The sequence below is a fragment of the Massilia sp. HP4 genome, from assembly GCF_005222695.1.
Taxonomy (GTDB): domain Bacteria; phylum Pseudomonadota; class Gammaproteobacteria; order Burkholderiales; family Burkholderiaceae_D; genus Telluria.
Map to the genome: position 1 here is coordinate 89,421 of NZ_STGG01000010.1, position 23,132 is coordinate 112,552.

A 23,132-nucleotide genomic window follows, 5' to 3' on the forward strand; every position below is an offset into this window, starting at 1 on the left:
GTGCCGAAAAGAACAAGGCAGGGATTGTACCCCGGCTTGTTCTCGCCGACAGCAAGAGCCCGGTCCGCCTCGATGGCGGACCGGTCAATGGGCTTACAGACTGCCGCGCAGGGTCACCGAGACATTGCGTGGATCGCCGTAATACCAGGCCAGGCCGGTCGGACCGAACTTCTTGTAGTAGACCTTGTCGAACAGATTATTGACGTTCGCTTGCAGCGACAGCTTGTCGGTAAAGCGATAGGCAACCATCGCATTGGCGACACTGTAGCCGCCCTGGGTCGCGGTCAGGCCGCCGCCGCGCACATACGAATCGCTTTGGACGTTCACGCCGCCGCCAATGGTCCAGCCTGGGCCGGAACGGTTGAGGCTGTAGCTGGTAAACAGGTTCAGCTCGTGTTTCGGATCGATGCTGCGCAATGGCTGGCCGGTATTGGCGGCCGTGTCCCGCACGAACTTGGTGCGGGTATTAGTGTAGCCCGCCATCAACTGCCAGCCAGGCAATATCTCGCCAGACACCTCGGCTTCCAGGCCTTCGCTGCGCTGCTTGCCGCCGGCGATGCGGCAGTAGCCGGCCGGGTAGACTGGTGGGCAGGGATTGGGCGACGAAACGTCGTCGATTGGGCGGCCGATGTTTTCGATCTGGAACAGGCCGGCCGATGCGTTGAGGCGGCCACCGAAGAACTCCCCTTTCAGGCCGACTTCGATGTCTTCGCCGGTCACGGGCTTGAACACATTGCCGTCGGCCCCACGCCCGCTCTGCGGCAAGAAAATCTCGGTATAGCTGGCGTAGGCGCTGATCTCGTTCGTCACGTCATACACGATGCCCAGGTACGGCGTGGCTTCGCGGGTTACCTTGAAGCCGCTGCCATTGGCGCGGTTCTCGTTTTCGTACCAGCTCAGGCGGGCGCCGACCAGGAGGGCCAGCGGGTCGGCCAGCGACAAGCGCGCCGTCGCGAAGACGCCATTATTGATGTTCACGTTCGGCGGCATGCCGCCGGCCGGCATCGTCGTCACCTCGCGCTCACGGTAAGTAGCGTATGGATCGAAATTGCGGATGTCGATGGTTTCCTTGAACAGATTGCCCACGCCATAGGTGCCGATCGCCCGGTAGTAGGTGCGTTCGGCGCCGACCACCAGCGTATGCTTGCGTCCGAACAGGGTCAGCGGACCGTCGGCGACGATGCTCATTGCCTGCTGGCGGACATCGTCGCCGGTGTACTGCGACGTCGTGATGTCCATCAGATAGGGATTCGTGGTGCTGGTGCGCGTGATGTAGCTTTGCTTGAAGCCATTGGTCTTGATGCGCATCCCGAGATAGCCGGCACTCGCGCGCACATTCCAGCCATTGTCGAAGCGGTGCTCGATGCCGATCTGGGCCTGGTCGTTGTAGCGGTTCCAGCGGTTCCAGCTGGCGCCCAGGAAGGTATCGATCGGCATGTTCAACGAAGATCCGTCGAAGTTGCCCGGGATGCCGCCCCAGGCGCCGGTGGCGTCGAGGTCGGTGCGCTGCAGCCAGGCGCTGACCGTGGTGCGCGGCGTCAGGTCGGCCTGGACCACGCCATACAGCACTTCGCGGTCTTCTTCGCGCCCATCCTGGAACAGGTCTTTCTTGTCCTTGACCGCCACCACCCGGCCACGCACCGAGCCGCTCGCATTGAGCGGGCTCGACACATCGACCTCGACCCGGCGGCGATCCCACGAGCCGACCGTCAGGCCGCCCGACGCCTGGAACGCGCGCGTCGGGAGTTTACGTGCCATGTTCACGGTGGCCGACGGGTTGCCCGAGCCGCGCAGCATGCCTGCCGCCCCGCGCAGCAATTCGACCCGGTCGAGGATGGCCGTGTCGGGCTGGATGAAAGTCGAGCCGGATTGGTTGTAGTTCAGGCCATCGAGCTGCATCGAGTCGATCGAAAAGCCGCGCGAGTTGTAATTGATGCGCTCGCTGTCGGTGTAGTCGATCGTGATGCCCGCGGTATTGTTGAGCACATCGGTGAGGTCGAGCATATTGCGCTCTTCCATGTACTGGCTGGTGATGACGGTGACCGGTTGCGGCGTGTCGCGGATATCCATCTCGCCCTTGAACAGGGTCGAGGACCGGGTAGTGAAGGACTTCGTTTTCTCGGTCGTGGCGTCGTACTTGCCGGTGACGTTGACGGTCGGGATCGCATCCGCCGACACGTCGTCGGGAGCGGCCGGGGCGGCATCGGCGGAGGCCATGGCGGCCAGCGGCGACAGCAAGGCGGCGCTTGCGCACAGTGCGGCGGCCTGGCGCGCAAGGCGCGCAACAGGCGTTGGGTTCGATACAACGGAGGGCACTGGGCGCAACATGATAACTCCTTGAAATTGTTTTGAAATGAGAATGATTCGCATTATAATTCTTGTTCAGATGTTGACGCAATGCACATATTTGCCGCCTCTACCAAAAGAGACATGCTTTATTTTGTGCAAGTACTAGCATCGACGCACTGGACAATCCTAATAAAGAGAATGAAGACCATGAATAAATCGCTGCTCGCTTCCCTCGTCGCCCTTGCTGCGCTTGCACCCGCGGCCCAGGCCCACCACGTCTGGCTGGAGCAGGACGGCAAGACCGTTACACTGCAGTTCGGCGAGTTCGGCCTCAACCAGCGCGAGACCACGCCCGGCCTGCTGGACAAGTTCGTGGCGCCGCGCGCGACCCTGCTCAAGGCATCGGGCGAGACCGAGCTCAAGCTCGAGAAAACCGCCAAGGGCTACGTGGTCGGCGGCGCCAGCATGGCAGCGGGCGATGCGATCGTGGCTCAAGACAATGCCTATCCGGGCTGGGAGACCACCAAGGACGGCACAACCCGCCAGCACATCTGGATCCCGGCGGCGCGCCTGGCGACCAGCTTCGCTGCGCAGCAGCCAAAGCTGGCGCTGGACATCGTCCCGACCGGCACGGCCGGCGAATTCAAGGTGTTCTACAAGGGCCAGCCGCTGCCCAAGGCGAAGGTGGCGATCACCGTGCCAAGCGGCTGGTCGAAAGAGGCGGTGGCCGACGCCAACGGCGCGGTCAGGTTCGACCTGCCATGGAAAGGGACGAATGTGCTCGAGACGGCCCATACCGACCAGACCGGCGGCGAGCGCGCCGGCGTGCAGTACGCGAGCGCCAGCCATACGTCGTCGCTGACCGTGGTGCAGCCCAAGGGCATTGCCGCCCTTGCCGCGGGCCCGGCGCTGGCGCCGGGCGCCGAGCATTGATCCCGGTCCGCCACCCGCTTCCTTAAAAGGCCTCGCAGCCCATGACTACCTCCATGACATCCATAACCTGGCGCTACCGCGGCGGCGTGGTCGCGCGTACGGTCGCGGCAATCGCCGGCGGCTATGTGCTGACCTCGATCGCCAGCTCCCTGATCGCCATTGCCCTGCCGCTGCCGCGCGCGGACGCTGTCTCCATCGCCACCCTGCTCTCCTTCGTCGTCTACACCTGCGTGATCCTGTGGGTGTTCGCCACCACCAGCGCGCTGCGCGCCTGGACCGGGGTCGTGGCAGCCAGCGCCGTGCTGGGCGCTGCATTGTGGATCGCCGGGAGGATGGCATGAAAGAAGGCTTGCGCCAATCGATGGCCTGGGTGCACACCTGGTCCGGCCTGCTAGTGTGCTGGCTGCTGCTGCTGGTATTCATGGGCGGCACCGCCGCCTATTACAAGCACGAGATCACGTTCTGGATGAAGCCCGAGCTGCACAAGGCGGCCGATGCGCCATCGCGGGTCACGCCCGCAGAATCGGCCACGCTGGCGGTGCGCGAGCTGCAGCAGCGCGCGCCAACGGCCAACGCCTGGTTCCTCAGCCTGCCGCACGAGCGCAATCCGCTGATCTACGCCAGCTGGACCAATCCACCCAGGAAAGGCATGACGCGCGAAGAGCGGCGCGCCGCCTTCCGCACCCAGAATTTCACGCTCGATCCGATGACCGGCGAGAAGACCGCCGCGGCGCGCGACACCCGCGGCGGCGAGTTCCTGTACCGCCTGCACTTCGACCTGTACTACATGTCGGCGATCTGGGGGCGCTGGATCGTGGGCATCGCCTCGATGTTCATGCTGGTCGCAATCGTCAGCGGCGTGATCACGCACAAGCGCATCTTCAAGGATTTCTTTACCTTCCGGCCCAGGAAGGGCCAGCGCTCATGGCTGGACGCGCACAACGCCACCGCGGTGCTGGCGCTGCCATTCCACCTGATGATCACCTATACCGGCCTGGTGACCCTGATGTTCATGTACATGCCCGCGCCCACCAAGACGCTGTACGGCGCCGAACAGAACACCATGTTCGCGGAAGTGTTCCCGAATGCCGAGCGGGTCAAGCCGGCCAGGCAGCTGGCGCTACTGGCCGACATCGCGCCGATGCTGCAGCATGCCGAGCGCGCGTGGGGCCAGGCGCCGAGCCGGGTGGTGGTCATCAACCCGAACGACGCCAATGCCAGGGTCCAGCTGCATCGTCCCTCGGGCCAGCAGTTGTCGAACATCGAGCCCTCGATGACCTTCGACGGCGCCAGCGGTGCACTGCTGTCCGAAGCCAAGCCGATGAGCACGGCCCTGGATGCGCGCGCCGCGATTTACGGCCTGCACGTGGCCGATTTCGCCGACTCGCTGCTGCGCGCGCTGTTCTTCGTGTGCGGCCTGGCCGGCACCGCGATGGTGGCCACCGGTGCGCTGCTGTGGGGCGTGAAGGAGCGCCAGAAGTACGCCAAGGTCATCGCGCAAGGTGGCAAGGTCGGCTTTGGCGTACGCCTGGTCGACGCCCTGAACATCGGCGCCATCGCCGGCCTGCCGATCGCCTTCGCGGCCTATTTCTGGGCCAACCGCCTGCTGCCGGTGGAGCTGGCCGAGCGCAGCAATGCCGAGGCCAATGTCTTCTTCATCGCCTGGGGCCTGGCCGCGCTGCTGGCGCAGATCCGTCCGACGCGCGCCATGTGGCGCTTCCAGCTGACGGTGGGCGCGGCGATGCTGGCCGGGATTCCGGTGCTGAACGCGATCACGACCGACACGCACCTGGGCGTGACGCTGTTCGGCGGGCCGGGCCTGCGTCCGGTGGCTGCCTTCGACATCGTCGTCATGCTGCTAGGCTTGCTGCTCGGCTGGGCCGCCTGGTGGCTGGGCCGCAAGGCAAAGCAACAGGCTGCCGCCAGGCACCCGTCGAATCCCGCATCAACCACGCCCCTGGAGGCAGCATGACCCTCTTGTTCCTGAGCGGCCTGGCCCTCGCCTTCAGCGGCTTCGCCGCGACCAGCATCACGATGGACCGCCACCACGCCGACATCCACGGCCGCGGCAAGGAAGCCTCCCCTGCCGTCCGGATGCGGCTGCGGACCCTGGGCTGGATCGGCCTGGCGCTGTCGTTCATGGCCTGCATCGGCGCCAGCGGCTGGCACATCGGCCCGGTGCTGTGGTGCGGCGTCCTGTCATTAGCCGCCTGGAGCGTCACCCTGCTGCTGCAATACCATCCGCGCAAGGTGATGCAAGGCGCCTGGATCGGCATCCCCGCCGCCGTGATCACCACCGCCCTCCTCCTCCGCTAACCCATCAATGAGGGTCAGAGTAGAATTGTTGAGCAATTTCCCATCTCCGCTCACGCGCCTCCCCTGACCACCATTACCCCGGCCAAAGTTTTCCAAAAAGACAATTAGGGTCGGAGTCGAATTGTTTGACAACTTTTAGAGTTGCTCGACAATTCGACTCCGACCCTCATGGGTTTTGCAACAAAAAATGCTAATTCAATTAATTGAGGACACGTTTTGCCAACCGTTCTTTCGCTAGTGCATCTCAGCATCCCGAGCAATTTCCAGGCAGGTCGAAACGGCGTCAAAATTAGATAGGGTCGGAGTCGATTTACTGGGAAATTTCTCAAAATTGCCGTTAATTCGACTCCGACCCTAGTTATCCTTCCAGCAAGCTACTGTGCGTCAGGTGGCTCAAGGATACTGCACCTCAGTATTTCACAAAGTTGTCAAACAATTCGACGCTGACCCTCATTGGCTTGGGGATCAGGCGGGCAGTGAGGTGTTGGGGAGGGAGGCGGCGAAGGTGCTGCCTTTGCCGGACTGCGAGGTGATCGACAGCTTGCCGCCGTGGCGCAGCAGGACGTGCTTGACGATCGCCAGGCCCAGGCCAGTGCCCTGCGTCTCGCGCGAACGGCTCTTGTCGACGCGGTAGAAACGCTCGGTCAGGCGCGGGATGTGTTCGGGGTCGATGCCGATGCCGCAATCCGTCACCGCGAAACTCAAGGCGTCGGCGCCGCGGGTCCAGGCCAGGCGGATCGTGCCGCCGTTCGGCGAGTAACGCACCGCATTCGAGGCCAGGTTGGCGAAGGCGCTGCGCAGTTCTTCCATGCTGCCCATCACGTCGGGGCCGTCCACCACCACGTCGATCGTGTGACGGCCGCCGGACAGCGCCCGTGCCTCGGCCGCGATCGACTCGATCAGGCTGTGCACATCCACCCGCTCGCGCTTGAGCGGATATTCGTCCGACTCCAGCCGCGACAGGGTCAGCATGTCCTGGATCAGCCGCTGCATCCGGTGTGCCTGCTCCGTCATCAGGGTCAGGTGCGACATGCGCGTGCTGACGTCGATGCCGGGATCCGACATCGCGATTTCCAGGAAGCCCACGATCACCGTCAGCGGCGTGCGCAATTCGTGCGAGGCGTTGGCGATGAAGTCGCGCCGCATCGCTTCGATCCGCTCGGTGTCGGTGGCGTCGTGCGTCACCAGGATCTGGCGCCGGTTCTCGAACGGGATGATGCGGCACTCCAGCTTGCGGCCGCGGAACGACAGCGTCAGCGGCTGCTCGTAGCGCCCCAGGATGATGTAGTCGATGAAGTCCGGATGCCGCACCAGATTGGTCACGCGCAGCCCCTTGTCGCGCTCCATCGTCAGCCCCAGGTGACGCTCGACCGCCGGATTGCACCATTCCAGGAACAGTACGTCATCCATGATGGCCACGCCTTCCGGCAGAAGGTGCATCGCCTGGCGGAAGCGCGCCAGCCATTCGGTCAGTTCGGCCTGGTGGCGCTCGTCGTCGCGCCGCAGGCGATATAGACGGGCGAAGGCGTCGGTCCAGGCGCCCCAGCCATCCGGCAGGCGCGTGCTGTGGGGCTCGTTCAGCCACTCGCCCAGCTTGTACAGGTACGACAGTTGGGTGAACACGGCGACCGCCATGCCGGCCAGCGCCAGCGTCAGCCCGGCCACCGGGCCGAACCACCACCACACGCCGCCGGCCACCACAAATAACAGCGCCATGCGCAACAGCGCCGGCACCCAGAACAGCAACTTGGGATTCATCGCGCCCTTCGACACCGCGTTATTTCTCGGACAGCATGTAGCCGACGCTGCGCACCGTGCGGATCAGGCCATCGGCCGATTTCAGCGCCTTGCGCAGGCGCAGCACGTGCACGTCGACCGTGCGTTCCTCGATCACGGCGTGGTCGCCCCACACCTTGTCGAGCAGCTGGGCGCGCGAGAACACGCGCTCGCGGTGGGCCATCAGGTACTTCAGCAGTTTGTACTCGGCATTGCCGATGTCGATCTGCTGGTTCTCGACCGTCACGGTGCAGCTGTTCGGATCGAGCGTCACCGTGCCGGCACGCAGCGGCGCCTCGGCCAGGTGCGGCGATTTGCGGCGCAGCAGCGCGCGCGAACGCGCCAGCAATTCGCGCGGCGAGAACGGCTTGGTGATGTAGTCGTCGGCGCCGTTGTTCAGGCCCGCCAGCTTGTCTTCCTCCATGCTTTTTGCCGTCAGCATGATGACCGGCAGGTCCTGGAAGTCGCGGTCGGCGCGCAGGCGCGACAAGAGGCGCAGGCCGCTCTGGTCGGGCAGCATCCAGTCCAGCAGCAGCAGGTCGGGCTTGCCCCGGCTGATGCTGTCCCAGGCGCCGGCGGTGGTATCGGCGGTGCGGATGTCCCACCCCGCTTCGCGCAGGGAATAGGTCACCAGCTCGACGATCGCCGGCTCGTCTTCGACAACCAGGACGGAGGTGTTGTCCGCCATCGTCAAGCCGCCGGCTGGTCGTCGAGGACAACCTTGCTGTGACGGATATCGCGTCCTTCGACCACGTAGATCACGTACTCGGCGATGTTCTTCGCGTGGTCGCCGATGCGCTCGATCGCCTTCGCCACCCACAGGGTGTCCAGCGCCGACGAGATCGTGCGCGGATCTTCCATCATATAGGTGACCATGGTGCGCAGGATGGTGCGGAACTCGTGGTCGACCACCTCGTCGCCGGCGATGATCTGCAAGGCCTGCTTGCCGTCCAGGCGCGCGAAGGCGTCCAGCGAATCGTGCAGCAGTTCCGAGGTCGCCTTGGCGATCGTGCGGATCATGTCGTAGTGACCGAAACCGGTGGTGCCGCGTTCGTGCAGCAGCTTCGCGGTGCGCGCGATCTTGGTCGCTTCGTCGCCGATGCGCTCCAGGTCGGTGATCACCTTGATGGTAGCCATCACGGTGCGCAAGTCGTTCGCGGTCGGCTGGCGCTTGACGATCAGGTGGCTGCAGGCGTCGTCGAGCGAGACTTCGAGCTGGTTGACGGCCTGGTCTTCGGCCATCACGCGCTCGGCGCGCGGGATGTCGCCGATGCGGAAGCACTCGAGCGCTTCCTCGAACTGGGTTTCCACCATGCCGCCCATCAGCAAGACCTGGGAACGGATACCTTCGAGTTCCTGGTCGTACTGCTTGGATGAATGCTCGCCTGTCATAACTTCTCCGTCAAATATTCTTGTGAAGCCGGCGGGGCCGGCAAAATGGTTGCAGCCGGACCGATCAGCCGAAGCGGCCGGTAATATAGTCTTGCGTTTCCTTGCGCGCCGGGTTCATGAAGATCTGGTCGGTTTCGCCGAATTCGACCAGCTCGCCAAGATACATGTAGGCAGTGTAATCCGAACAACGAGCGGCCTGTTGCATATTGTGGGTCACGATGGTGATCGTGTAGTCCTGCTTGAGCTCGCTGATCAGTTCCTCGATCTTGGCGGTCGAGATCGGGTCCAGCGCCGAGGTCGGCTCGTCCAGCAGCAGTACGTCCGGTTTCACCGCCACGCCGCGCGCGATGCACAGGCGCTGCTGCTGGCCGCCCGACAGCGACAGGCCGCTCTTGTTCAGCTTATCCTTGGCTTCTTCCCACAGCGCCGCCTTCTTCAGCGCCCATTCGACGCGCTCGTCCATCTCGCCCTTGGAGAGGTTTTCGTACAGGCGCACGCCGAAGGCGATATTGTCGTAGATCGACATCGGGAACGGGGTCGGCTTCTGGAACACCATGCCGACCTTGGCGCGCAGCATATTGACGTCGACGCCAGGCTCCAGGATGTTGCGGCCGCGGTACATGATCGAGCCCTCGGCGCGCTGGCCCGGGTACAGGTCGTACATCCGGTTCAGGGTACGCAGCAGGGTCGACTTGCCGCAGCCCGACGGGCCGATGAAGGCCGTCACCTGCTTGGCGTGGATGTCGAGCGACACGTCCTTCAGGCTCTGCGCTTTACCGTAATAAAAGTTCAGGCCCTGGATTTCGATCGTCTTGGCCTTGGCAGCGGCCGGAGCTGGAGTCGTATTGAGCATGGCTTGGTTCATCACTTTGTCTTTTATCAGGGTAGATTAACGCGGAGTTTTTTGGCTGAACAGGGTTCGCGAAAGGATGTTCAGCAGCAGCACGGTCGCAGTCACCAGCAATGCGCCAGCCCAGGCCAGCGAGCGCCAGTCGTCATACGGGCTCATGGCGTAGGTGTAGATCACCACCGGCAGGTTGGCCAGCGGCGCATTCATGTCACTGCTGTAGAACTGGTTGTTGAGCGCGGTGAACAGCAGCGGCGCGGTTTCACCGGTGACGCGCGCGACGGCCAGCAGCACGCCGGTCACGACGCCGGCCTTGACGGCGCGCAGGCGCACCGTGATCGCCACTTTCCAGTGCGGCGCGCCCAGGGCGTAGGCCGCTTCGAGCAGGCTGGGCGGCACCAGGCGCAGCATATTGTCGGTAGTGCGCACCACCACCGGAACTGCGATCAGGGACAGCGCGATGGAACCCGCGTAGCCCGAGAAGTGCTGCACATTGGCCACGTAAATCGCGTACACGAACAGGCCGATCACGATCGACGGCGCCGACAGCATGATGTCGGTCACGAAGCGCGTGATTTGTGCGAACTTGTTGTTCTCGCCGTACTCTGCCAAATAGATGCCGGCCAGGATGCCGATCGGGGTCGAGACCAGTGTCGACAAGCCGACCATCATCAAGCTGCCGACGATCGCATTGCGCAAGCCGCCTCCCGGGGTGCCAGGGGCTGGCGTATCAGCCGTCAGCAGGGTCGAGCTCAAGCCGCCCAGGCCGTTGTACAGCAGGGTGAACAGGATCCAGGCCAGGACGGCCAGGCCGATACCCATGGCGCACACCGACAGGGTGATGCCGATGCGGTGCGCCAGCAGGCGCTTGCGATAAACGGGGTTCTTGACAGCGGTATTCATTATTTGGTGCCTTCGTTACGCGACATACTTACCAGCATCAGCTTGGCGGCCGACAGCACGATGAAGGTGATGCCGAACAGGATCAGGGCCAGCGCAAACAGCGACGACGAATGCAGCGCGGTGGCTGCTTCGGCGAACTCGTTGGCCAGAGTGGACGATATCGAATTACCCGGCGAGAACAGCGACGCCGACAGCGAGTGCGCATTCCCGATCACGAAAGTGACCGCCATGGTCTCGCCCAGCGCGCGACCCAGGCCCAGCATCACGCCGCCCACCACACCGTTGCGGGTGTACGGCAGCACCACCTTGCGCACCACTTCCCACCTGGTGCAACCGAGGCCGTAGGCCGATTCCTTGAGCACGGTCGGCACGATCTCGAACACGTCGCGCATCACCGAAGCGATGAATGGAATGATCATGATCGCCAGGATCAGGCCGGCCGTCATGATGCCGATACCCATGGTCGGCCCCTGGAAGATGGCGCCGATAATCGGCAGCTGGCCGATGGTTTCCTTCAGCGCCGGCTGCACGTATTCGGCGAACAGCGGCGCGAACACGAACAGGCCCCACATGCCGTAGATGATCGACGGCACGCCGGCCAGCAGTTCTACCGCGGTGCCCAGCGGGCGGCGCAGCCAGGTCGGGCATATCTCGGTCAGGAACAAGGCGATGCCGAAGCTGATCGGGAACGCCACGGCGAGCGCGATGATCGAGGTCGCCAGCGTGCCCCAGATCGCGATCATGGCGCCATACTGGTCGTTCACCGGATCCCACTCGACGCGGGTGATGAAGCCGGCGCCGAACTCCTTGAAAGCCGGCGCGGCGCCGATCGCCAGCGAGATGATGATCCCGACCAGCACGAGCAGCACCGAGGCCGCGAACAGCCAGGTGACTTTATGGAAGAAAAAATCCTGCAGGCGCTGGTTGCGCATGGTGTTGCGCAGGGCGGGAGTCTCGAAGGTGTCGGCCTGGGCCGCTGTCTTGGCGGGCAGGTCGTTCATGGACACGGATGGATGGACGCTCATGGTGTGGTCGACTTTGCTATTAATATCGTTTTGTCAATATCGCTGGCATGCGGAAAGACCGGTCGCACCGGCCCTTCCGGGTTCAGGAAAAGAGGATTACCACAGCGCCTTGCCGGCCGCATCCTTCAGATTGGCGCGCCAGGCATCCTGCACCAGCTTGGTGACTTCGGCCGGCATCGGCACGTAGTCGAGGTCGGCGGCGGCAGGTGCGCCGTTCTTGTAGGCCCAGTCGAAGAACTTCAGCACTTGCTGGCCCTTGGCGGCGGCCTGGGTCTTGTGCACCAGGATGTACGAGGCGCCGGTGACCGGCCAGGCGCCCTTGCCTGGCTGGTTGGTCAATACCACCGCGAAGCCCGGGGTGCCTTTCCAGTCGGCGCCGGCAGCGGCGGCCTTGAAGGCGTCGTCCGAAGGTTGCAGCCAGGTGCCGTCGGCGCCTTGCAGCTGGGTGTGCGCCATCTTGTTCTTCTTGGCATAGGCCCACTCGACGTAGCCGATGCCGCCCTTGATGCGCTGCACGTTGGCGGCCACGCCCTCGTTGCCCTTGCCGCCCACGCCGACCGCCCACTTGACGGTGGTGCCGGCGCCGATGGTCGACTTCCAGGTCGGGCTGACCTTGCTCAGGTAGTCGGTCCACAGGAACGAGGTGCCCGAGCTGTCGGCGCGGCGAATGACGGTGATGTCGTTGGCCGGCAGCTTGACACCCGGATTCAGCGCGGCGATCTGCGGCGCGTTCCACTTGGTGATCTTGCCCATGTAGATGTCGGCGATCAGGGCGCCGCTCAGTTTCAGCTGGCCCGGGGCGATGCCGTCCAGGTTCACGATCGGCACCACGCCGCCCATGATGGCCGGGAACTGGAACAGGCCCGCGGCATTCAATTCATTCGCTGCCAGCGGCATGTCGGAAGCGCCAAAGTCGACGGTCTTGGCCTTGATCTGCTTGATGCCGGCGCCCGAACCCACCGACTGGTAGTTCAGGCCAACGCCCGAGGCCGCCTTGTACAGCTCGGCCCATTTGGCATAGATCGGGTACGGGAAGGTCGCGCCGGCGCCGGTGATGTTGACGTTCTGGGCGCTGGCGGATACCGCCGTTGCGGCCAGGGCGATCGAAACGAAGAAATGCTTCATGCGCATATCGGATCCTTTGGAAGTGACACCACGGGACGGTCCCGCTGACGATGAGGCGCAGTCTAACGGGCGAATATGACAGGTTCATGACATATTTGGCGTATGTGACATGAACATGACACGCGCGCAAGGATGTCATCCCTGCTCGCGGCGTGGCGCGCGGATGGACATCGGCGTCAGCCGAATATTGTCATGTTCCGATTGTTCACGCTTGTAAATACGCTATTGCCTGCTACCCTGAGAAGGTAGTCATGACATGGAGGGGATGCCGAGAGGCGTTTGGTTTGATATGCTAGATCTGATGGTGATAGGAATCCTGAGCGGACTTGCTGCCCTGGTGGCGTTCGAGATCTACCAGGAGGTACGAGGAAGTTCCGACAGTTTGCATGACCGCTATCACGAATAGCGAATAGCCCGCTCAGCGGGCCAAGACAGCAAGCGGCGAGGCCCATGGCACTCGCCGCTTGGCGCATACAGCGTCGCGTCGATTACCGCATGAAGCGCGCCAGCGCCGTCACCGCCGCCAGCTCAGGGCCCAGGAACTGCAGGCCGACCTTGAACTCACCGCTGCTGAAGATGCAATACGACACCTTGACCCGCGTATTGATGGTGACGAAGCTGCCTTCCACCAGCAAGTCGAAGGCGAGCTGGCCGCCCTGCCCGACCGCCAGCGGATCGGCGACGCTGACGCTGGCGCCATTGGTGCCGACGTCGCTGGTCTTGCCGATTACCGGCGCTTGGCCGTCGATGGCCAGCATGGCCTTGCTGCGGTATACCTTGCGCGGCGTTTTCCGTTGGTCTTGAAACACGTGTTTACCCGAATGCAGTGAACAAGACACAATTATAGAAGCTTCCTGCAATTCCGGCAGGCAAGGGTCCACTTGCCCTGCCGCTTCAGTCGATCTCGCGCAGCTTGTTGAATGCTTCGTCGATGCGTTCGACCGCAATGATCTTCATGCCCTCGATCGCCTGCTTGGGCATATTCGATTTCGGGATCACGGCCAGCGAAAAGCCCAGCTTGGCTGCTTCGCGCAAGCGCTCCTGGCCGCGCGGCGCCGGCCGGATCTCGCCAGCCAGGCCGACCTCGCCGAACACCACCAGGCCGCGCGGCAGCGGCTTGTTGCGCATCGACGAATTGATCGCCAACAGGACGGCCAGGTCGGCCGCCGGCTCGGTGATCTTGACGCCGCCGACGGCGTTGATGAACACGTCCTGGTCGAAGGCCGCGATGCCGGCATGACGGTGCAAGACCGCCAGCAGCATCGCCAGGCGATTCTGCTCGAGGCCGACCGACAGGCGGCGCGCATTGGGCAGGTGGCTGGTGTCGACCAGCGCCTGGATCTCGACCAACAACGGCCTGGTTCCCTCCTGGGTCACCATCACGCAGGAGCCCGGCACCTGGCTGTCGTGCTGCGACAGGAACAGCGCCGACGGATTCGACACCCCTTTCAGGCCTTTCTCGGTCATCGCGAACACGCCCAGTTCGTTCACCGCGCCGAAGCGGTTCTTGATGGCCCGCACCAGGCGATAACTCGATTGCGTATCGCCTTCGAAATACAGCACGGTGTCGACGATGTGTTCCAGCACGCGCGGGCCGGCCAGCGCGCCCTCCTTGGTGACATGGCCGACCAGGATGATGGTGACGCCGGTCTGCTTGGCCACGCGCGTGAGCTGGGCCGCGCATTCGCGCACCTGGGCCACCGAGCCGGGGGCAGACGTCAGTGCATCCGAGTACATGGTCTGGATCGAATCGATCACCACCACATCGGGCTTGAGGTCGGCGATGGTGCCGAGGATTTTCTCGAGCTGGATCTCGGCCTGCAATTTGAGGTCTTTCGCGTCCACCGCCAGGCGCCGCGCGCGCAGCGCGATCTGGGCGCCGGACTCCTCGCCACTGACATACAAGGTGCTGCGCACCGTGGACAGGCTCGACAGCGCCTGCAGCAGCAGGGTCGACTTGCCGATGCCGGGATCGCCGCCGATCAGGACCACGCCGCCGGCCACCAGGCCGCCGCCCAGCACACGGTCGAATTCCTCGATGCCGGTGCCGAAGCGCGGCACGTCGATCGCCTCGATGTCGGCCAGGGACAAGACCGGCGCGGTCTGCGCCAGGCTGCGGTGCGGGGTCTGCGACATGCGGTTCACGCCGGGCGTATCGACGACGGTCTCGACCATCGTGTTCCAGGCCTTGCAATCGGCGCACTGGCCGGTCCAGCGGTTGGCGATCGCGCCGCACTCGCTGCAGGTGTAGTTGGTTTTTGCTTTTGCCATCGTTCTAATATGGGGATAGTCCCGTTATGCTTCAACCGTCGGTGCCGAGGCGGCCTTCGGTCACGCGCACGCGCGGCGCCAGCGCGCACATCAGCTCATAGCCGATGGTGCCGGCGGCGTGGGCCACGTCGTCGATCGGCAGCCCGTCGCCCCACAGGGTGACCTTGCTGCCGATGCGGGCATTGGCCACCGGGGTCAGGTCGACGGTCATCATGTCCATCGACACCCGGCCGACCAGCGTGGTGCGCACGCCGTCGACGATGACTGGCGTGCCGTGCGGCGCACTGCGCGGATAGCCGTCGGCATAGCCGCAGGCCACCACGCCGATCGTCATCGGGCCTTCGGCCTCGAAGCGGCTGCCGTAGCCGACGGTGTCGCCCTGCTCGATGTGCTGGATGCCGATGATCTCGGAGCGCAGGGTCATGGTCGGGCGCAGGCCGAATTCGTGGGCGCTGCGCCCGCCCGGCGTGCCGCCGTACAGCATGATGCCGGGGCGGACCCAGTCGTTCGACAACTGGTCGGCCAGCTCGGCCTGGTGCAGCACGCCGCCCGAGTTGGACAGGCTGCGCTCGCCGGCCAGGTCGCCCGCGCCGGCGCGGAAGCGGCGCACCTGCTCGGCGATCGTCAGGCGCGGGTGCTCGAGTTCGTCGGCATTGGCGAAGTGGGTCATGTGGGTGATCGAGCGCACGTCGCGGATCGCGCAGAGGCGTTGATGGGCGGCGGCGTAGTCGTCGGGGCGGAAACCCAGGCGGTTCATCCCGGTGTTCATTTTCAGATAGACATCGATCGGGCGGTACAGCTGCGTGTATTCGAGCAGCTTGACCTGCTCGATGCTGTGCACGGCGGTGGCGATATTGTGCTCGGCGAGCATGGGCACGTCGGCCGCTTCGAAGAATCCCTCTAATAAAAGAATCGGCTTGATCCAGCCGAGTTCGCGCAGGCGGATCGCGCTTTCCAGCTCGACCAGCGCCAGGCCGTCGGCGGTGGCGAAGCCGCGCATGGCGCGCTCCAGGCCGTGGCCATAGGCATCGGCTTTCACGACGGCCCAGATCCTGGCCAGCGGCGCGCAGCTGCGCGCCTGGGCCAGGTTGTGCTGCATGGAATCGAGGTGGATGGTGGCGAAAAGCGGGCGCGGCATGACAATCTTTTAAGAAAGACGGAGGGAATCCCGTATGGAACGTCAAGTGCCTATTTTACCGGAGCGGGCCGCGCGGCGGCGCTGCGCCAGCGTTTCCCGTTTCGCCGCCCTACCCATTCATGGTATAAAGCAACCCGGACCAGATTTGTGAATTCTCGAATGAACCGTGGTTTCTATACCATCATGGCGGCGCAGTTCTTCTCGTCGCTGGCGGATAACGCGCTCCTCTTTGTCGCGATCAGCCTGCTCGTCGCAATGGACGCCCCGGCATCGCTGACTCCGTTGCTGAAGCTGTCATTCGTGCTGTTCTATGTCTTGCTGGCCGCTTTCGTGGGCGCCTTCGCCGATGCGCTGCCCAAGGGACGCGTGATGTTCATCGCGAACATCATCAAGGTCGTCGGCTGCGCGCTGATGTTCTTTACCATCCACCCCCTGTTGTCGTACGCCGTGGTCGGCTTTGGCGCGGCCGTGTATTCGCCCGCCAAGTACGGCATCCTGACCGAATTGCTGCCGCCCGAGAAACTGGTGCCCGCCAATGGCTGGATCGAGGGACTGACCGTGATGTCGATCATCCTCGGCACCGTCCTGGGCGGCACGCTGGTGAGCGAGCGCGGCACGAACTTCCTGCTGTCGTTCGATGCCTTCGCCAGCCTGGGCATCACGACCGGCGCCGAAGCCGCGATGGCGGTAGTGGTCGGCATCTATATCCTGGCCGCCGTGTTCAACCTGCGCATCCCGGACACCGGCGCGCGCTACGAGCATCAGGAACGCAATCCGGCCAAGCTGATCGCCGATTTCGCGAACTGCTCGGCCACGCTGTGGCGCGACAAGCTGGGCCAGATTTCGCTGGCGGTGACGACCCTGTTCTGGGGCGCCGGCGCCACCTTGCAATTCATCGTGCTGAAATGGGCCGAGCGCTCGCTCGGCATGCCGCTGGACAAGGCGACCAACCTGATCGGCGTGGTTGCGATCGGCGTGGCGCTGGGTGCGGCGATGGCGGCGCGCATGATCCCGCTGCGCAAATCGCTGAGCGTGATCCCGATGGGCATCATCATGGGCCTGGTCGTGACCAGCATGGTATTCGTCAGTTCGGTGTCGGTAGCCTATCCGCTACTGGCCCTGATCGGCTTCCTGTCGGGCTTCTTCGTGGTACCGATGAACGCGCTGCTGCAGCACCGCGGTCACGTGTTGATGAGCGCAGGCCACTCGATCGCGGTGCAGAACTTCAACGAGAACCTGTCGATCCTGGTGATGCTGGCGGCCTACGCCATCATGATCACCATGAACCTGGACCTGGACATCATCATTGTCATCTTCGGCCTGTCAGTCGCCGGCATCATGCTCCTGATCCAGCGCCGCCACACGCTGAACCAGCGCGAGCACGATTCGCTCGGCCTGATCGGCGAAGGCAAACACTGATCCACCAGGGTCAGTGTCGAATTGTTTGACAACGTTTCGCGCTCACCATTTCTCGGCCGACGGGCCGAAGCCCCAGTGCTCATAGGCACTTGCTGAGACAGCGCACTCTGTCCCCGATTGCCGGTCGAGGCGAGAAATTGCTCAATAAATCGACTCTGACCCTCGTGGTTTTGCAATGAAATCCGTAGCTGCCGAGCAGCTTTTGGTCAGTGCATTCCGCCAGTCGTCAACATTTTCCGAATTGTTTGCCGAGCAGCCATTAATACCGATCCAACCGGCAAGAAAATAAATAGGGTCGGAGTCGATTTAGTGAGCAATTCCTCAAAATTGCCCGTAATTCGACTCTGACCCTCATTGGTCGTGGTTGAGTTCGCTTCTGAGAAACTTGGCACTCGGGGGTGCATTAACGAGCTTTTGCAAAAGTTGTCAAACAAATCGACTCTGACCCTACAGCCACCCTCCAACCACCTTCCGGCCGCCCCCTCCAGCCGGCGGAGCAAGCGCATAAAGGCGCATCAGAACAGGCGATAGGCCCCGTTCGCAGACAGTAGCTCGACCAGCGGGGTCTGCGGCACTCGGAAGGTCGAGTCCATGTAGGCAACGCCGAACACCGCGGTGTGCGGCAAGGCCAGATCGACCCGGTCCCCGCGCTGGAAGTACCCGTCCAGTGCGTTCGGGAGATGGTACATTGGCCGTTCCATCAACGGCCTCTGGGCGAGGAGCTGTACCGTTTCTTCCCTTGCCAGGTAACCCGCATCGTCGATATCGAAACTTGGGAACCATGGATCGCTGGCGAAGTCGACACTGCCAGGCGTTGCCATCGCCGCCATCACCGATGCGCACATGGCCAGCACCTCGTTTGCATGTCGCTCCGGGTCGCCCGGCGCGTCGGGCAGGCTGGCGGCGGCGCGCGCGACCATGTCTTGCAGGTCGTCGTGTTTCTCGGTCAGGATGCCCCTCCACACAGTGGCGTCGAGCGAATTATTGAATGCGAAGCGTGCAGTCGCCAGCACATCTTCAGGCGTCGGAGGATCCCCCGGCAAACCCATTTGCCGTCCATACCTCAAGATGACGCCGACTGCGGCGAAATAACGCCAGCACTCCAGTTGTTCGCTGAACGACAGATAGCGGGTGGAGCGGCTGGTGCCGGCCGCTTGCTCGACCTGGTCCAGCAGCCACGCGTTGCGGCCAGGCCGATGCACGGTCCGACGCCAGGAAGTGGTGGAGTTGCAGGAATCGGTTAGCGAACTGTTCAGTGATCAGGAAGATCGGGACGACACCGGTGGCCAGGCGCGTCGCCTTATCTATCCATGCGCCATCATCAAGCCGCACAAGCTGACTCGCCAGGCCCAGCTTCTCCAGACGGCCACGGATACCGGCGAGCGCCTGGGCCAGGCCTGAGTCTTGCAGGGAAACCAGCATGCCGCCGGATCCGACGGATTCGGCCGGCGCTTCACGAAATGGAATAGCGCCCGGGATAATGCTTTGGTTCTCGCCAAGGATCTGGCGTGCGAACTCATTGAAATCCTCGCTCAGGTTCAGGTCGTGATTGAGCCTGCTGACCGGCGCCACATGTTCGATAAATCTCTCCTGGAGCAGGCTAAAGCCATACTCGCCCGTGGCTCGAAGTTCGGCAGCACGGTTGAATACCCGGTCCAGCTCGTGCACCAGCGCATAGGTAGCGTCTAGCAGGCGCATCAGCTGGAGCCGCAAAGTCAGGTGAGAGCGCTGTGCGGGTGGCAAGGCAAGCGTGATACGGATCACCGACAGATCGTAATACAAGGACGATACCGCTTGTTCGACATATCGCTGCTCGGGTACCGATGGCATTTTCTGGGCCGCGGCTGAAGGGAACGGTCCCAGGTCGATCGTATCGGCCAGGGCGGCTGCGGTTGCCGGTACGCTGGACGACAAGAACGCGTCGAGTGCGGTACCCATCGTCTGCACGATCTGCCCGAGCAAGGCGATATTGCCGTGGTCATCGAACAGCCGGTCACGCTGGGCGCGACGCAGCATGATCGGCATCGTGAACAAGATGCTTTTGAACTGCTGGTATCGCGCGCTGCCGTCCACCGCCATCATCGATTCGGTCGACTGGCGTTCGGCAATCTTGTTCGCCTGATCGGAAAGCTTCGACTGCGCGTCCGCGATCTTGTTCGCGTGCTCGGCGAGCTCGGACTGCGCTTTCGCCGAGTCGAGTGCCCGGCTGGCCAGCATGATGGCGACCAGCGAACCCGCAAACGCAACGGCGGTTGCGAAGATGATGCCGAGGTAAGCCACCCATTCTTGCTGCCCAACCACTCCGTTTGGAATACCCTTCCAGCCCCAGAAGGCCAGCGACAGCAGGAAGATCGTGCCGATGGCGCACGCTAGAATCGTCCTGTAGAACCCACCGATGGCCTCCTTGTAGACGTTGGAACCCCCAGCCATACCTCGCTCGCTTCCTGCATTTTCCATTGCTGTCCCAGGATGGATAAAACGCAGGATTATCCCACCTCGCCCTCATGCAAAGTGGATATTTTGACAAGGAACATCGGCTAGTGGATGCGCGCGGCCTTGCTCAGGCCGATTTCACCATCCGTAGTTCGGCGGCGCGGGCGCGCCAGTCGTCGGGTACGATGAAACCGCGCTCGACTTCCACCAGCACGCCGTCATGCCATCGCACGATCGCCACCAGCACCGGTGTGCCCGACGTGGCGAAACCATCGGCCAGCGTGCGTCTCAGCTGCGTCCGGTCCATCGTCCCGCTTGCGGACTCTGCGCGCAGCGGCGCCAGCCACGCCAGCTTGGGCAGCACCGCGACATGCTCGTCGGACGCCAGGTCGACACCATCGAGTTCGTCCAGCGCGCACCAGAAGCCGCGGCAGTGGCCGGCCGTGATGCCCTGCATCGCCGGCCAGTTGCCGGAGGGGTAGAACAGCCAGCCCTTGACCAGGGCTTGCGCCTGCGTCACGGGCAGCGGCAGCAAGGCCTGCGCCGCGGGATGCGCGCCCAGCGCGAGCTGGCGCTCGAAGACCTTGCGCATCTTGAGGCCCAGGCTGTCGGCCAGGTTGGGGCCGACCAGGGCGTCGAATTCGCTCGACGCGCCGCCATCGAGCAGGTAGAACTTGGTGGCGAACTCGATGTGTGCAAGCGCATCCGGCCCGTGCTCGAGCAGGAAGTCGAACTCGCCTACCGTGTCGTAGCGGCTGGCGCGCACCTGCAAGCCGTGGCGCACCAGGCGGCCCTGCTCGGCAAAATAGAAGGCCATCAGCTTTTCGGCGTACAGCCCGAGCCGGGTATAGGTCTTGTCGCCGAGCGCGGCGTCGAGCCGCGCGGGATCCTGGTCGAGTTGCGCCAGCCAGTCCGCCACGCCTGGCGTGACCGGACCCAGCGTGGCGATGCGGCCGGCCCATGGCGGCGCGGCCGCGTCGAGCAGGTCGGGCGAATCGAGCAGCCAGGCCAGCGCGCGCACCCGGTCACGCCGCAGGTGCCCCCAGCGGCGGTGGAAACCGGCCTGGTAACTAGTCGCGCGGTCCAAGGGAACGCGCCCGGCACAGGTCGGCCCACGCCAGCGCCTTGTTCTCGCCACGCAGCAGCAGCTCGCCCGGATGCAGCGTCGCCACCAGCGGCGTCTCATTCAAGCGATGGACTTGGCCGCGAGCGCCGGCCAGCGGTTCCTGCAGTGCGCGGTCCAGCAGGCCGTTGGCCGCGACCTGGCCAAGGGTCAGCACGGTCGAGGCCTTGACCAGCGCCAGCTCGCGCTCGATGAAGGGACGGCAGGCGGCGATCTCGCCTGGCGTCGGCGCGCGGTCGCCGCCTTTCGCATTCAGCGGACGGCATTTCACCAGCGGCGTGACGTAGGCATCGCGCTCGCGCGACAGGCCGACCGCGTGCAGCATATTGTCGAGCAGCTTGCCGGGGTCACCCGCGAGCGGCTGGCCGGCTTGCTCGTCCATCGCGCTCGGCGTGCCGGCGACCACCAGCCAGCGCGCCTGGCGCGGACCGGCGCCATACACCGGCTTGCGGCCTTCGCCGCAGGCGCAATCCTTGCAGGCGGCGATCGCCTGGCGCAGGCCGGCCCAGTCCATGGTGGCGACATCGGGCCCCGCCGGCTCTGGCGCGGCGCTGTCGTCCCAGGCCGAATCTTCCTCGACCGGCGGCGGATTGCGGTAAGGCGGCGCGGATAGCGGCGTGTGGACACGCGCGGCCGGCGCCGGCTCGGGCGCAGGGATCGGGGCCGATGCAGGTTCGAATGCCGGCGCAGGCCCGACGACTTCCGGCGCGGCCTCGACCACAGCCGCTTCGGCAACGACATCACCCTCGGCCTGCGGCGCATGACGCAATTGCCATAGCGGGCCGATACCCATCTCGGCCAGGAACAGCGCATCGCGCCGGCTCGTGTTCTTCATAAGTCCAGCCTCATCACGATCGCATCCTCGCGGCCCGCAGCACCGGCCGGATAATAACCCTTGCGGCGGCCGATATGGACATAGCCATGGCGCCGATACACCTCCAGCGCGCGCTCGTTCGACGGCCGCACCTCGAGCAGGATCGAGGTCATGCCCTGGCTGCGCGCGCGCGCCGCGATCTCGTCGAGCAGGCGCCGGCCGAGGCCCTGGCCATGGAGCCTGCCGGCCAGCGCGACGTCGAGCAGGTGGGCCTCGTCGAGCGCATACATCAACAGGTAATACCCGGCCAGCTCGCCACCCGCATCGCGCAAGGTCCAGCAATCGTAGCCGCTGGCCACGGCGTCGGCGAAGTTACCGCGCGACCAGGGATAGGGAAAGACGCTGCGTTCGAGCGCCCACACCGCGTCCACGTCGGCCGCCGTCATCGGGGCCTGTCGCAGTCCGGTGCCTTGCAGCTCGCTCATGCGCCGGCCTTGGCGGCCGCATTGGGCTGCGCATTGGGCTGCGCATTGGCCTGCGCATTGGCATGATTAATGGCCTGCCGCTCGGCGCTCGTATAAGCGACCTTGTTGCGCAGGTAGACCGGCTGGGCCTGGGCCGCCGGCACGCCCTGCCCGGCCGCCAGCGCGGCGCTCCCCAGCAGCGCCAGCTCGCGCGCATGCGGCACGATGTCGACCAGCGCGCCTTGTGCGAACGGCTTGCCGGCGAAGGCCTCGGCATACTCCGCGAAGCCGTTGCCGCAAGCCTGCAGGCGGGCGGCCGCGAGCGGCGCGACGTCTTGCGGGGCCGACAGCGCCGGCGCCACCACGTCGATCCACTTGCCGTCGTCGAATCGGTACTGGGCCCAGTACACCTCGCCCATGCGCGCGTCGAGCACCGCCAGCACCTCGGCGGCGCCGGTCGCGGCGCGGCAGGCCTCGGCCATCGCCGCCAGGGTCACCAGCGGCAGCACGGGCAGCCTGGCGCCATAGGCCAGGCCCTGGGCCACGCCGCAGGCGGTGCGCACGCCGGTGAAGGAGCCGGGGCCGGCGCCGAAGGCGATGGCGTCGCAGTCGGCCAGCACGAGGCCGGCCTCGTTCAACAGCTCCTGCACCATTGGCAGGATCGATTGCGAATGGCTGCGCACGCCAGGCGTGGCGCGCACCAGCACGGTGTCCCCCGCCAGCAGCGCGCAAGACGCCAGCTCGGCCGAGGTTTCGATAGCAAGGATGGTAGACATGCCGCTATTTTAACCTCTCGGTCGGGCGGCTTCCATGGCGCGACCGCGAATCGCCATCGCAGTGCAACATGATCCGGAACTCGCTGTA

22 protein-coding genes are annotated in these 23,132 nt (G+C 64.4%); 5 read left to right on the forward strand and 17 right to left on the reverse strand.

Features of this window, described 5'->3' with window-relative positions; translation table 11 throughout:
* Positions 1-93: 93 nt before the first annotated feature.
* Positions 94-2,328, reverse strand: coding sequence for a TonB-dependent siderophore receptor (locus E8M83_RS03065; RefSeq protein ID WP_137171917.1), 2,235 nt, complete (start codon positions 2,326-2,328; stop codon positions 94-96).
* A gap of 168 nt (positions 2,329-2,496) precedes the next feature.
* Between E8M83_RS03065 and E8M83_RS03070 the strand changes: the two genes are divergently transcribed.
* From E8M83_RS03070 to E8M83_RS03085, 4 genes are read left to right on the forward strand one after another with little or no spacing between them, the layout of a single operon-like run.
* The gene (locus E8M83_RS03070) at positions 2,497-3,222 is read left to right on the forward strand and encodes a DUF4198 domain-containing protein (protein WP_137171918.1); all 726 of its coding nucleotides are present in this window, start codon (positions 2,497-2,499) and stop codon (positions 3,220-3,222) included.
* A gap of 53 nt (positions 3,223-3,275) precedes the next feature.
* A complete protein-coding gene (locus E8M83_RS03075) occupies positions 3,276-3,563 on the forward strand; it encodes a DUF3649 domain-containing protein (RefSeq protein WP_137171919.1) in 288 nt (95 codons plus the stop codon).
* Positions 3,560-5,194 carry a PepSY domain-containing protein gene (locus E8M83_RS03080; protein ID WP_137171920.1) on the forward strand — a complete coding sequence of 545 codons (1,635 nt, stop codon included), beginning with the start codon at positions 3,560-3,562 and terminating at the stop codon, positions 5,192-5,194. Before E8M83_RS03075 ends, E8M83_RS03080 begins: the two co-directional genes overlap by 4 nt.
* Positions 5,191-5,538, forward strand: a complete 348-nt coding sequence (locus E8M83_RS03085) for a DUF3325 domain-containing protein (RefSeq protein ID WP_137171921.1) — start codon at positions 5,191-5,193, stop codon at positions 5,536-5,538. The genes E8M83_RS03080 and E8M83_RS03085 overlap by 4 nt, the downstream gene beginning before the upstream one ends.
* A gap of 465 nt (positions 5,539-6,003) precedes the next feature.
* Here the strand turns inward: E8M83_RS03085 and phoR are convergent, their stop codons facing one another.
* From phoR to alr, 10 genes are all read right to left on the reverse strand, one after another.
* Positions 6,004-7,296, reverse strand: a complete 1,293-nt coding sequence (gene phoR, locus E8M83_RS03090) for a phosphate regulon sensor histidine kinase PhoR (protein WP_137171922.1) — start codon at positions 7,294-7,296, stop codon at positions 6,004-6,006.
* Positions 7,297-7,315: 19 nt separating this feature from the next.
* Entirely contained in the window at positions 7,316-8,002 is a 687-nt protein-coding gene (locus E8M83_RS03095) for a response regulator (RefSeq protein ID WP_137171923.1), read from the reverse strand.
* A 2-nt stretch (positions 8,003-8,004) separates the two neighbouring features.
* Entirely contained in the window at positions 8,005-8,706 is a 702-nt protein-coding gene (gene phoU / locus E8M83_RS03100; protein WP_137171924.1) for a phosphate signaling complex protein PhoU, read from the reverse strand.
* A 64-nt stretch (positions 8,707-8,770) separates the two neighbouring features.
* Positions 8,771-9,571 (reverse strand): phosphate ABC transporter ATP-binding protein PstB, encoded by an 801-nt coding sequence (gene pstB, locus E8M83_RS03105; protein WP_137171925.1) that lies wholly within the window; start codon positions 9,569-9,571, stop codon positions 8,771-8,773.
* A gap of 24 nt (positions 9,572-9,595) precedes the next feature.
* Positions 9,596-10,456, reverse strand: coding sequence for a phosphate ABC transporter permease PstA (gene pstA / locus E8M83_RS03110; protein ID WP_137171926.1), 861 nt, complete (start codon positions 10,454-10,456; stop codon positions 9,596-9,598).
* Positions 10,456-11,457 carry a phosphate ABC transporter permease subunit PstC gene (gene pstC, locus E8M83_RS03115; RefSeq protein WP_170976685.1) on the reverse strand — a complete coding sequence of 334 codons (1,002 nt, stop codon included), beginning with the start codon at positions 11,455-11,457 and terminating at the stop codon, positions 10,456-10,458. The genes pstA and pstC overlap by 1 nt, the downstream gene beginning before the upstream one ends.
* 120 nt (positions 11,458-11,577) lie before the next feature.
* Positions 11,578-12,612, reverse strand: a complete 1,035-nt coding sequence (pstS, locus tag E8M83_RS03120; RefSeq protein WP_137171928.1) for a phosphate ABC transporter substrate-binding protein PstS — start codon at positions 12,610-12,612, stop codon at positions 11,578-11,580.
* 482 nt (positions 12,613-13,094) lie between these two features.
* On the reverse strand, positions 13,095-13,445 hold the full coding sequence (locus tag E8M83_RS03125; RefSeq protein WP_307721848.1) for a PilZ domain-containing protein: 351 nt from the start codon (positions 13,443-13,445) through the stop codon (positions 13,095-13,097).
* Positions 13,446-13,500: 55 nt separating this feature from the next.
* A complete protein-coding gene (radA, locus tag E8M83_RS03130) occupies positions 13,501-14,877 on the reverse strand; it encodes a DNA repair protein RadA (RefSeq protein WP_137171930.1) in 1,377 nt (458 codons plus the stop codon).
* A gap of 31 nt (positions 14,878-14,908) precedes the next feature.
* Complete coding sequence (alr, locus tag E8M83_RS03135; protein WP_137171931.1) at positions 14,909-16,015, reverse strand: alanine racemase; 1,107 nt, start codon at positions 16,013-16,015, stop codon at positions 14,909-14,911.
* 159 nt (positions 16,016-16,174) lie between these two features.
* On the opposite strand from alr, the gene lplT reads away from it, so the two are divergent.
* On the forward strand, positions 16,175-17,434 hold the full coding sequence (lplT, locus tag E8M83_RS03140) for a lysophospholipid transporter LplT (protein WP_137171932.1): 1,260 nt from the start codon (positions 16,175-16,177) through the stop codon (positions 17,432-17,434).
* 515 nt (positions 17,435-17,949) lie between these two features.
* Here lplT and E8M83_RS03145 read toward each other — a convergent pair.
* From E8M83_RS03145 to tsaB, 6 genes are all read right to left on the reverse strand, one after another.
* Complete coding sequence (locus E8M83_RS03145) at positions 17,950-18,447, reverse strand: hypothetical protein (RefSeq protein WP_137171933.1); 498 nt, start codon at positions 18,445-18,447, stop codon at positions 17,950-17,952.
* A gap of 4 nt (positions 18,448-18,451) precedes the next feature.
* Positions 18,452-19,891, reverse strand: a complete 1,440-nt coding sequence (locus E8M83_RS03150; RefSeq protein ID WP_170976671.1) for a hypothetical protein — start codon at positions 19,889-19,891, stop codon at positions 18,452-18,454.
* Positions 19,892-19,994: 103 nt separating this feature from the next.
* Positions 19,995-20,954: a DUF1853 family protein gene (locus E8M83_RS03155; RefSeq protein ID WP_137171935.1), complete on the reverse strand. Its 960-nt coding sequence runs from the start codon at positions 20,952-20,954 to the stop codon at positions 19,995-19,997.
* Entirely contained in the window at positions 20,938-21,825 is an 888-nt protein-coding gene (locus tag E8M83_RS03160; protein ID WP_137171936.1) for a uracil-DNA glycosylase, read from the reverse strand. Before E8M83_RS03160 ends, E8M83_RS03155 begins: the two co-directional genes overlap by 17 nt.
* A complete protein-coding gene (gene rimI, locus E8M83_RS03165) occupies positions 21,822-22,289 on the reverse strand; it encodes a ribosomal protein S18-alanine N-acetyltransferase (protein ID WP_137171937.1) in 468 nt (155 codons plus the stop codon). The genes E8M83_RS03160 and rimI overlap by 4 nt, the downstream gene beginning before the upstream one ends.
* Positions 22,286-23,044, reverse strand: coding sequence for a tRNA (adenosine(37)-N6)-threonylcarbamoyltransferase complex dimerization subunit type 1 TsaB (tsaB, locus tag E8M83_RS03170; protein ID WP_137171938.1), 759 nt, complete (start codon positions 23,042-23,044; stop codon positions 22,286-22,288). The genes rimI and tsaB overlap by 4 nt, the downstream gene beginning before the upstream one ends.
* Positions 23,045-23,132: the final 88 nt, after the last annotated feature.

Bases quoted from the DNA above. Each gene is read 5' to 3' on its own strand.
- pstA (WP_137171926.1), bottom strand. From the start codon at position 10,456: ATGAATACCGCTGTCAAGAACCCCGTTTATCGCAAGCGCCTGCTGGCG.
- phoR (WP_137171922.1), bottom strand. From the start codon at position 7,296: ATGAATCCCAAGTTGCTGTTCTGGGTGCCGGCGCTGTTGCGCATGGCG.
- lplT (WP_137171932.1), top strand. From the start codon at position 16,175: ATGAACCGTGGTTTCTATACCATCATGGCGGCGCAGTTCTTCTCGTCG.
- alr (WP_137171931.1), bottom strand. From the start codon at position 16,015: ATGCCGCGCCCGCTTTTCGCCACCATCCACCTCGATTCCATGCAGCAC.
- radA (WP_137171930.1), bottom strand. From the start codon at position 14,877: ATGGCAAAAGCAAAAACCAACTACACCTGCAGCGAGTGCGGCGCGATC.
- rimI (WP_137171937.1), bottom strand. From the start codon at position 22,289: ATGAGCGAGCTGCAAGGCACCGGACTGCGACAGGCCCCGATGACGGCG.
- E8M83_RS03070 (WP_137171918.1), top strand. From the start codon at position 2,497: ATGAATAAATCGCTGCTCGCTTCCCTCGTCGCCCTTGCTGCGCTTGCA.
- phoU (WP_137171924.1), bottom strand. From the start codon at position 8,706: ATGACAGGCGAGCATTCATCCAAGCAGTACGACCAGGAACTCGAAGGT.
- E8M83_RS03085 (WP_137171921.1), top strand. From the start codon at position 5,191: ATGACCCTCTTGTTCCTGAGCGGCCTGGCCCTCGCCTTCAGCGGCTTC.
- pstB (WP_137171925.1), bottom strand. From the start codon at position 9,571: ATGAACCAAGCCATGCTCAATACGACTCCAGCTCCGGCCGCTGCCAAG.
- pstC (WP_170976685.1), bottom strand. From the start codon at position 11,457: ATGAACGACCTGCCCGCCAAGACAGCGGCCCAGGCCGACACCTTCGAG.
- pstS (WP_137171928.1), bottom strand. From the start codon at position 12,612: ATGCGCATGAAGCATTTCTTCGTTTCGATCGCCCTGGCCGCAACGGCG.
- E8M83_RS03160 (WP_137171936.1), bottom strand. From the start codon at position 21,825: ATGAAGAACACGAGCCGGCGCGATGCGCTGTTCCTGGCCGAGATGGGT.
- E8M83_RS03080 (WP_137171920.1), top strand. From the start codon at position 3,560: ATGAAAGAAGGCTTGCGCCAATCGATGGCCTGGGTGCACACCTGGTCC.
- E8M83_RS03095 (WP_137171923.1), bottom strand. From the start codon at position 8,002: ATGGCGGACAACACCTCCGTCCTGGTTGTCGAAGACGAGCCGGCGATC.
- tsaB (WP_137171938.1), bottom strand. From the start codon at position 23,044: ATGTCTACCATCCTTGCTATCGAAACCTCGGCCGAGCTGGCGTCTTGC.
- E8M83_RS03075 (WP_137171919.1), top strand. From the start codon at position 3,276: ATGACATCCATAACCTGGCGCTACCGCGGCGGCGTGGTCGCGCGTACG.
- E8M83_RS03150 (WP_170976671.1), bottom strand. From the start codon at position 19,891: ATGGAAAATGCAGGAAGCGAGCGAGGTATGGCTGGGGGTTCCAACGTC.
- E8M83_RS03065 (WP_137171917.1), bottom strand. From the start codon at position 2,328: ATGTTGCGCCCAGTGCCCTCCGTTGTATCGAACCCAACGCCTGTTGCG.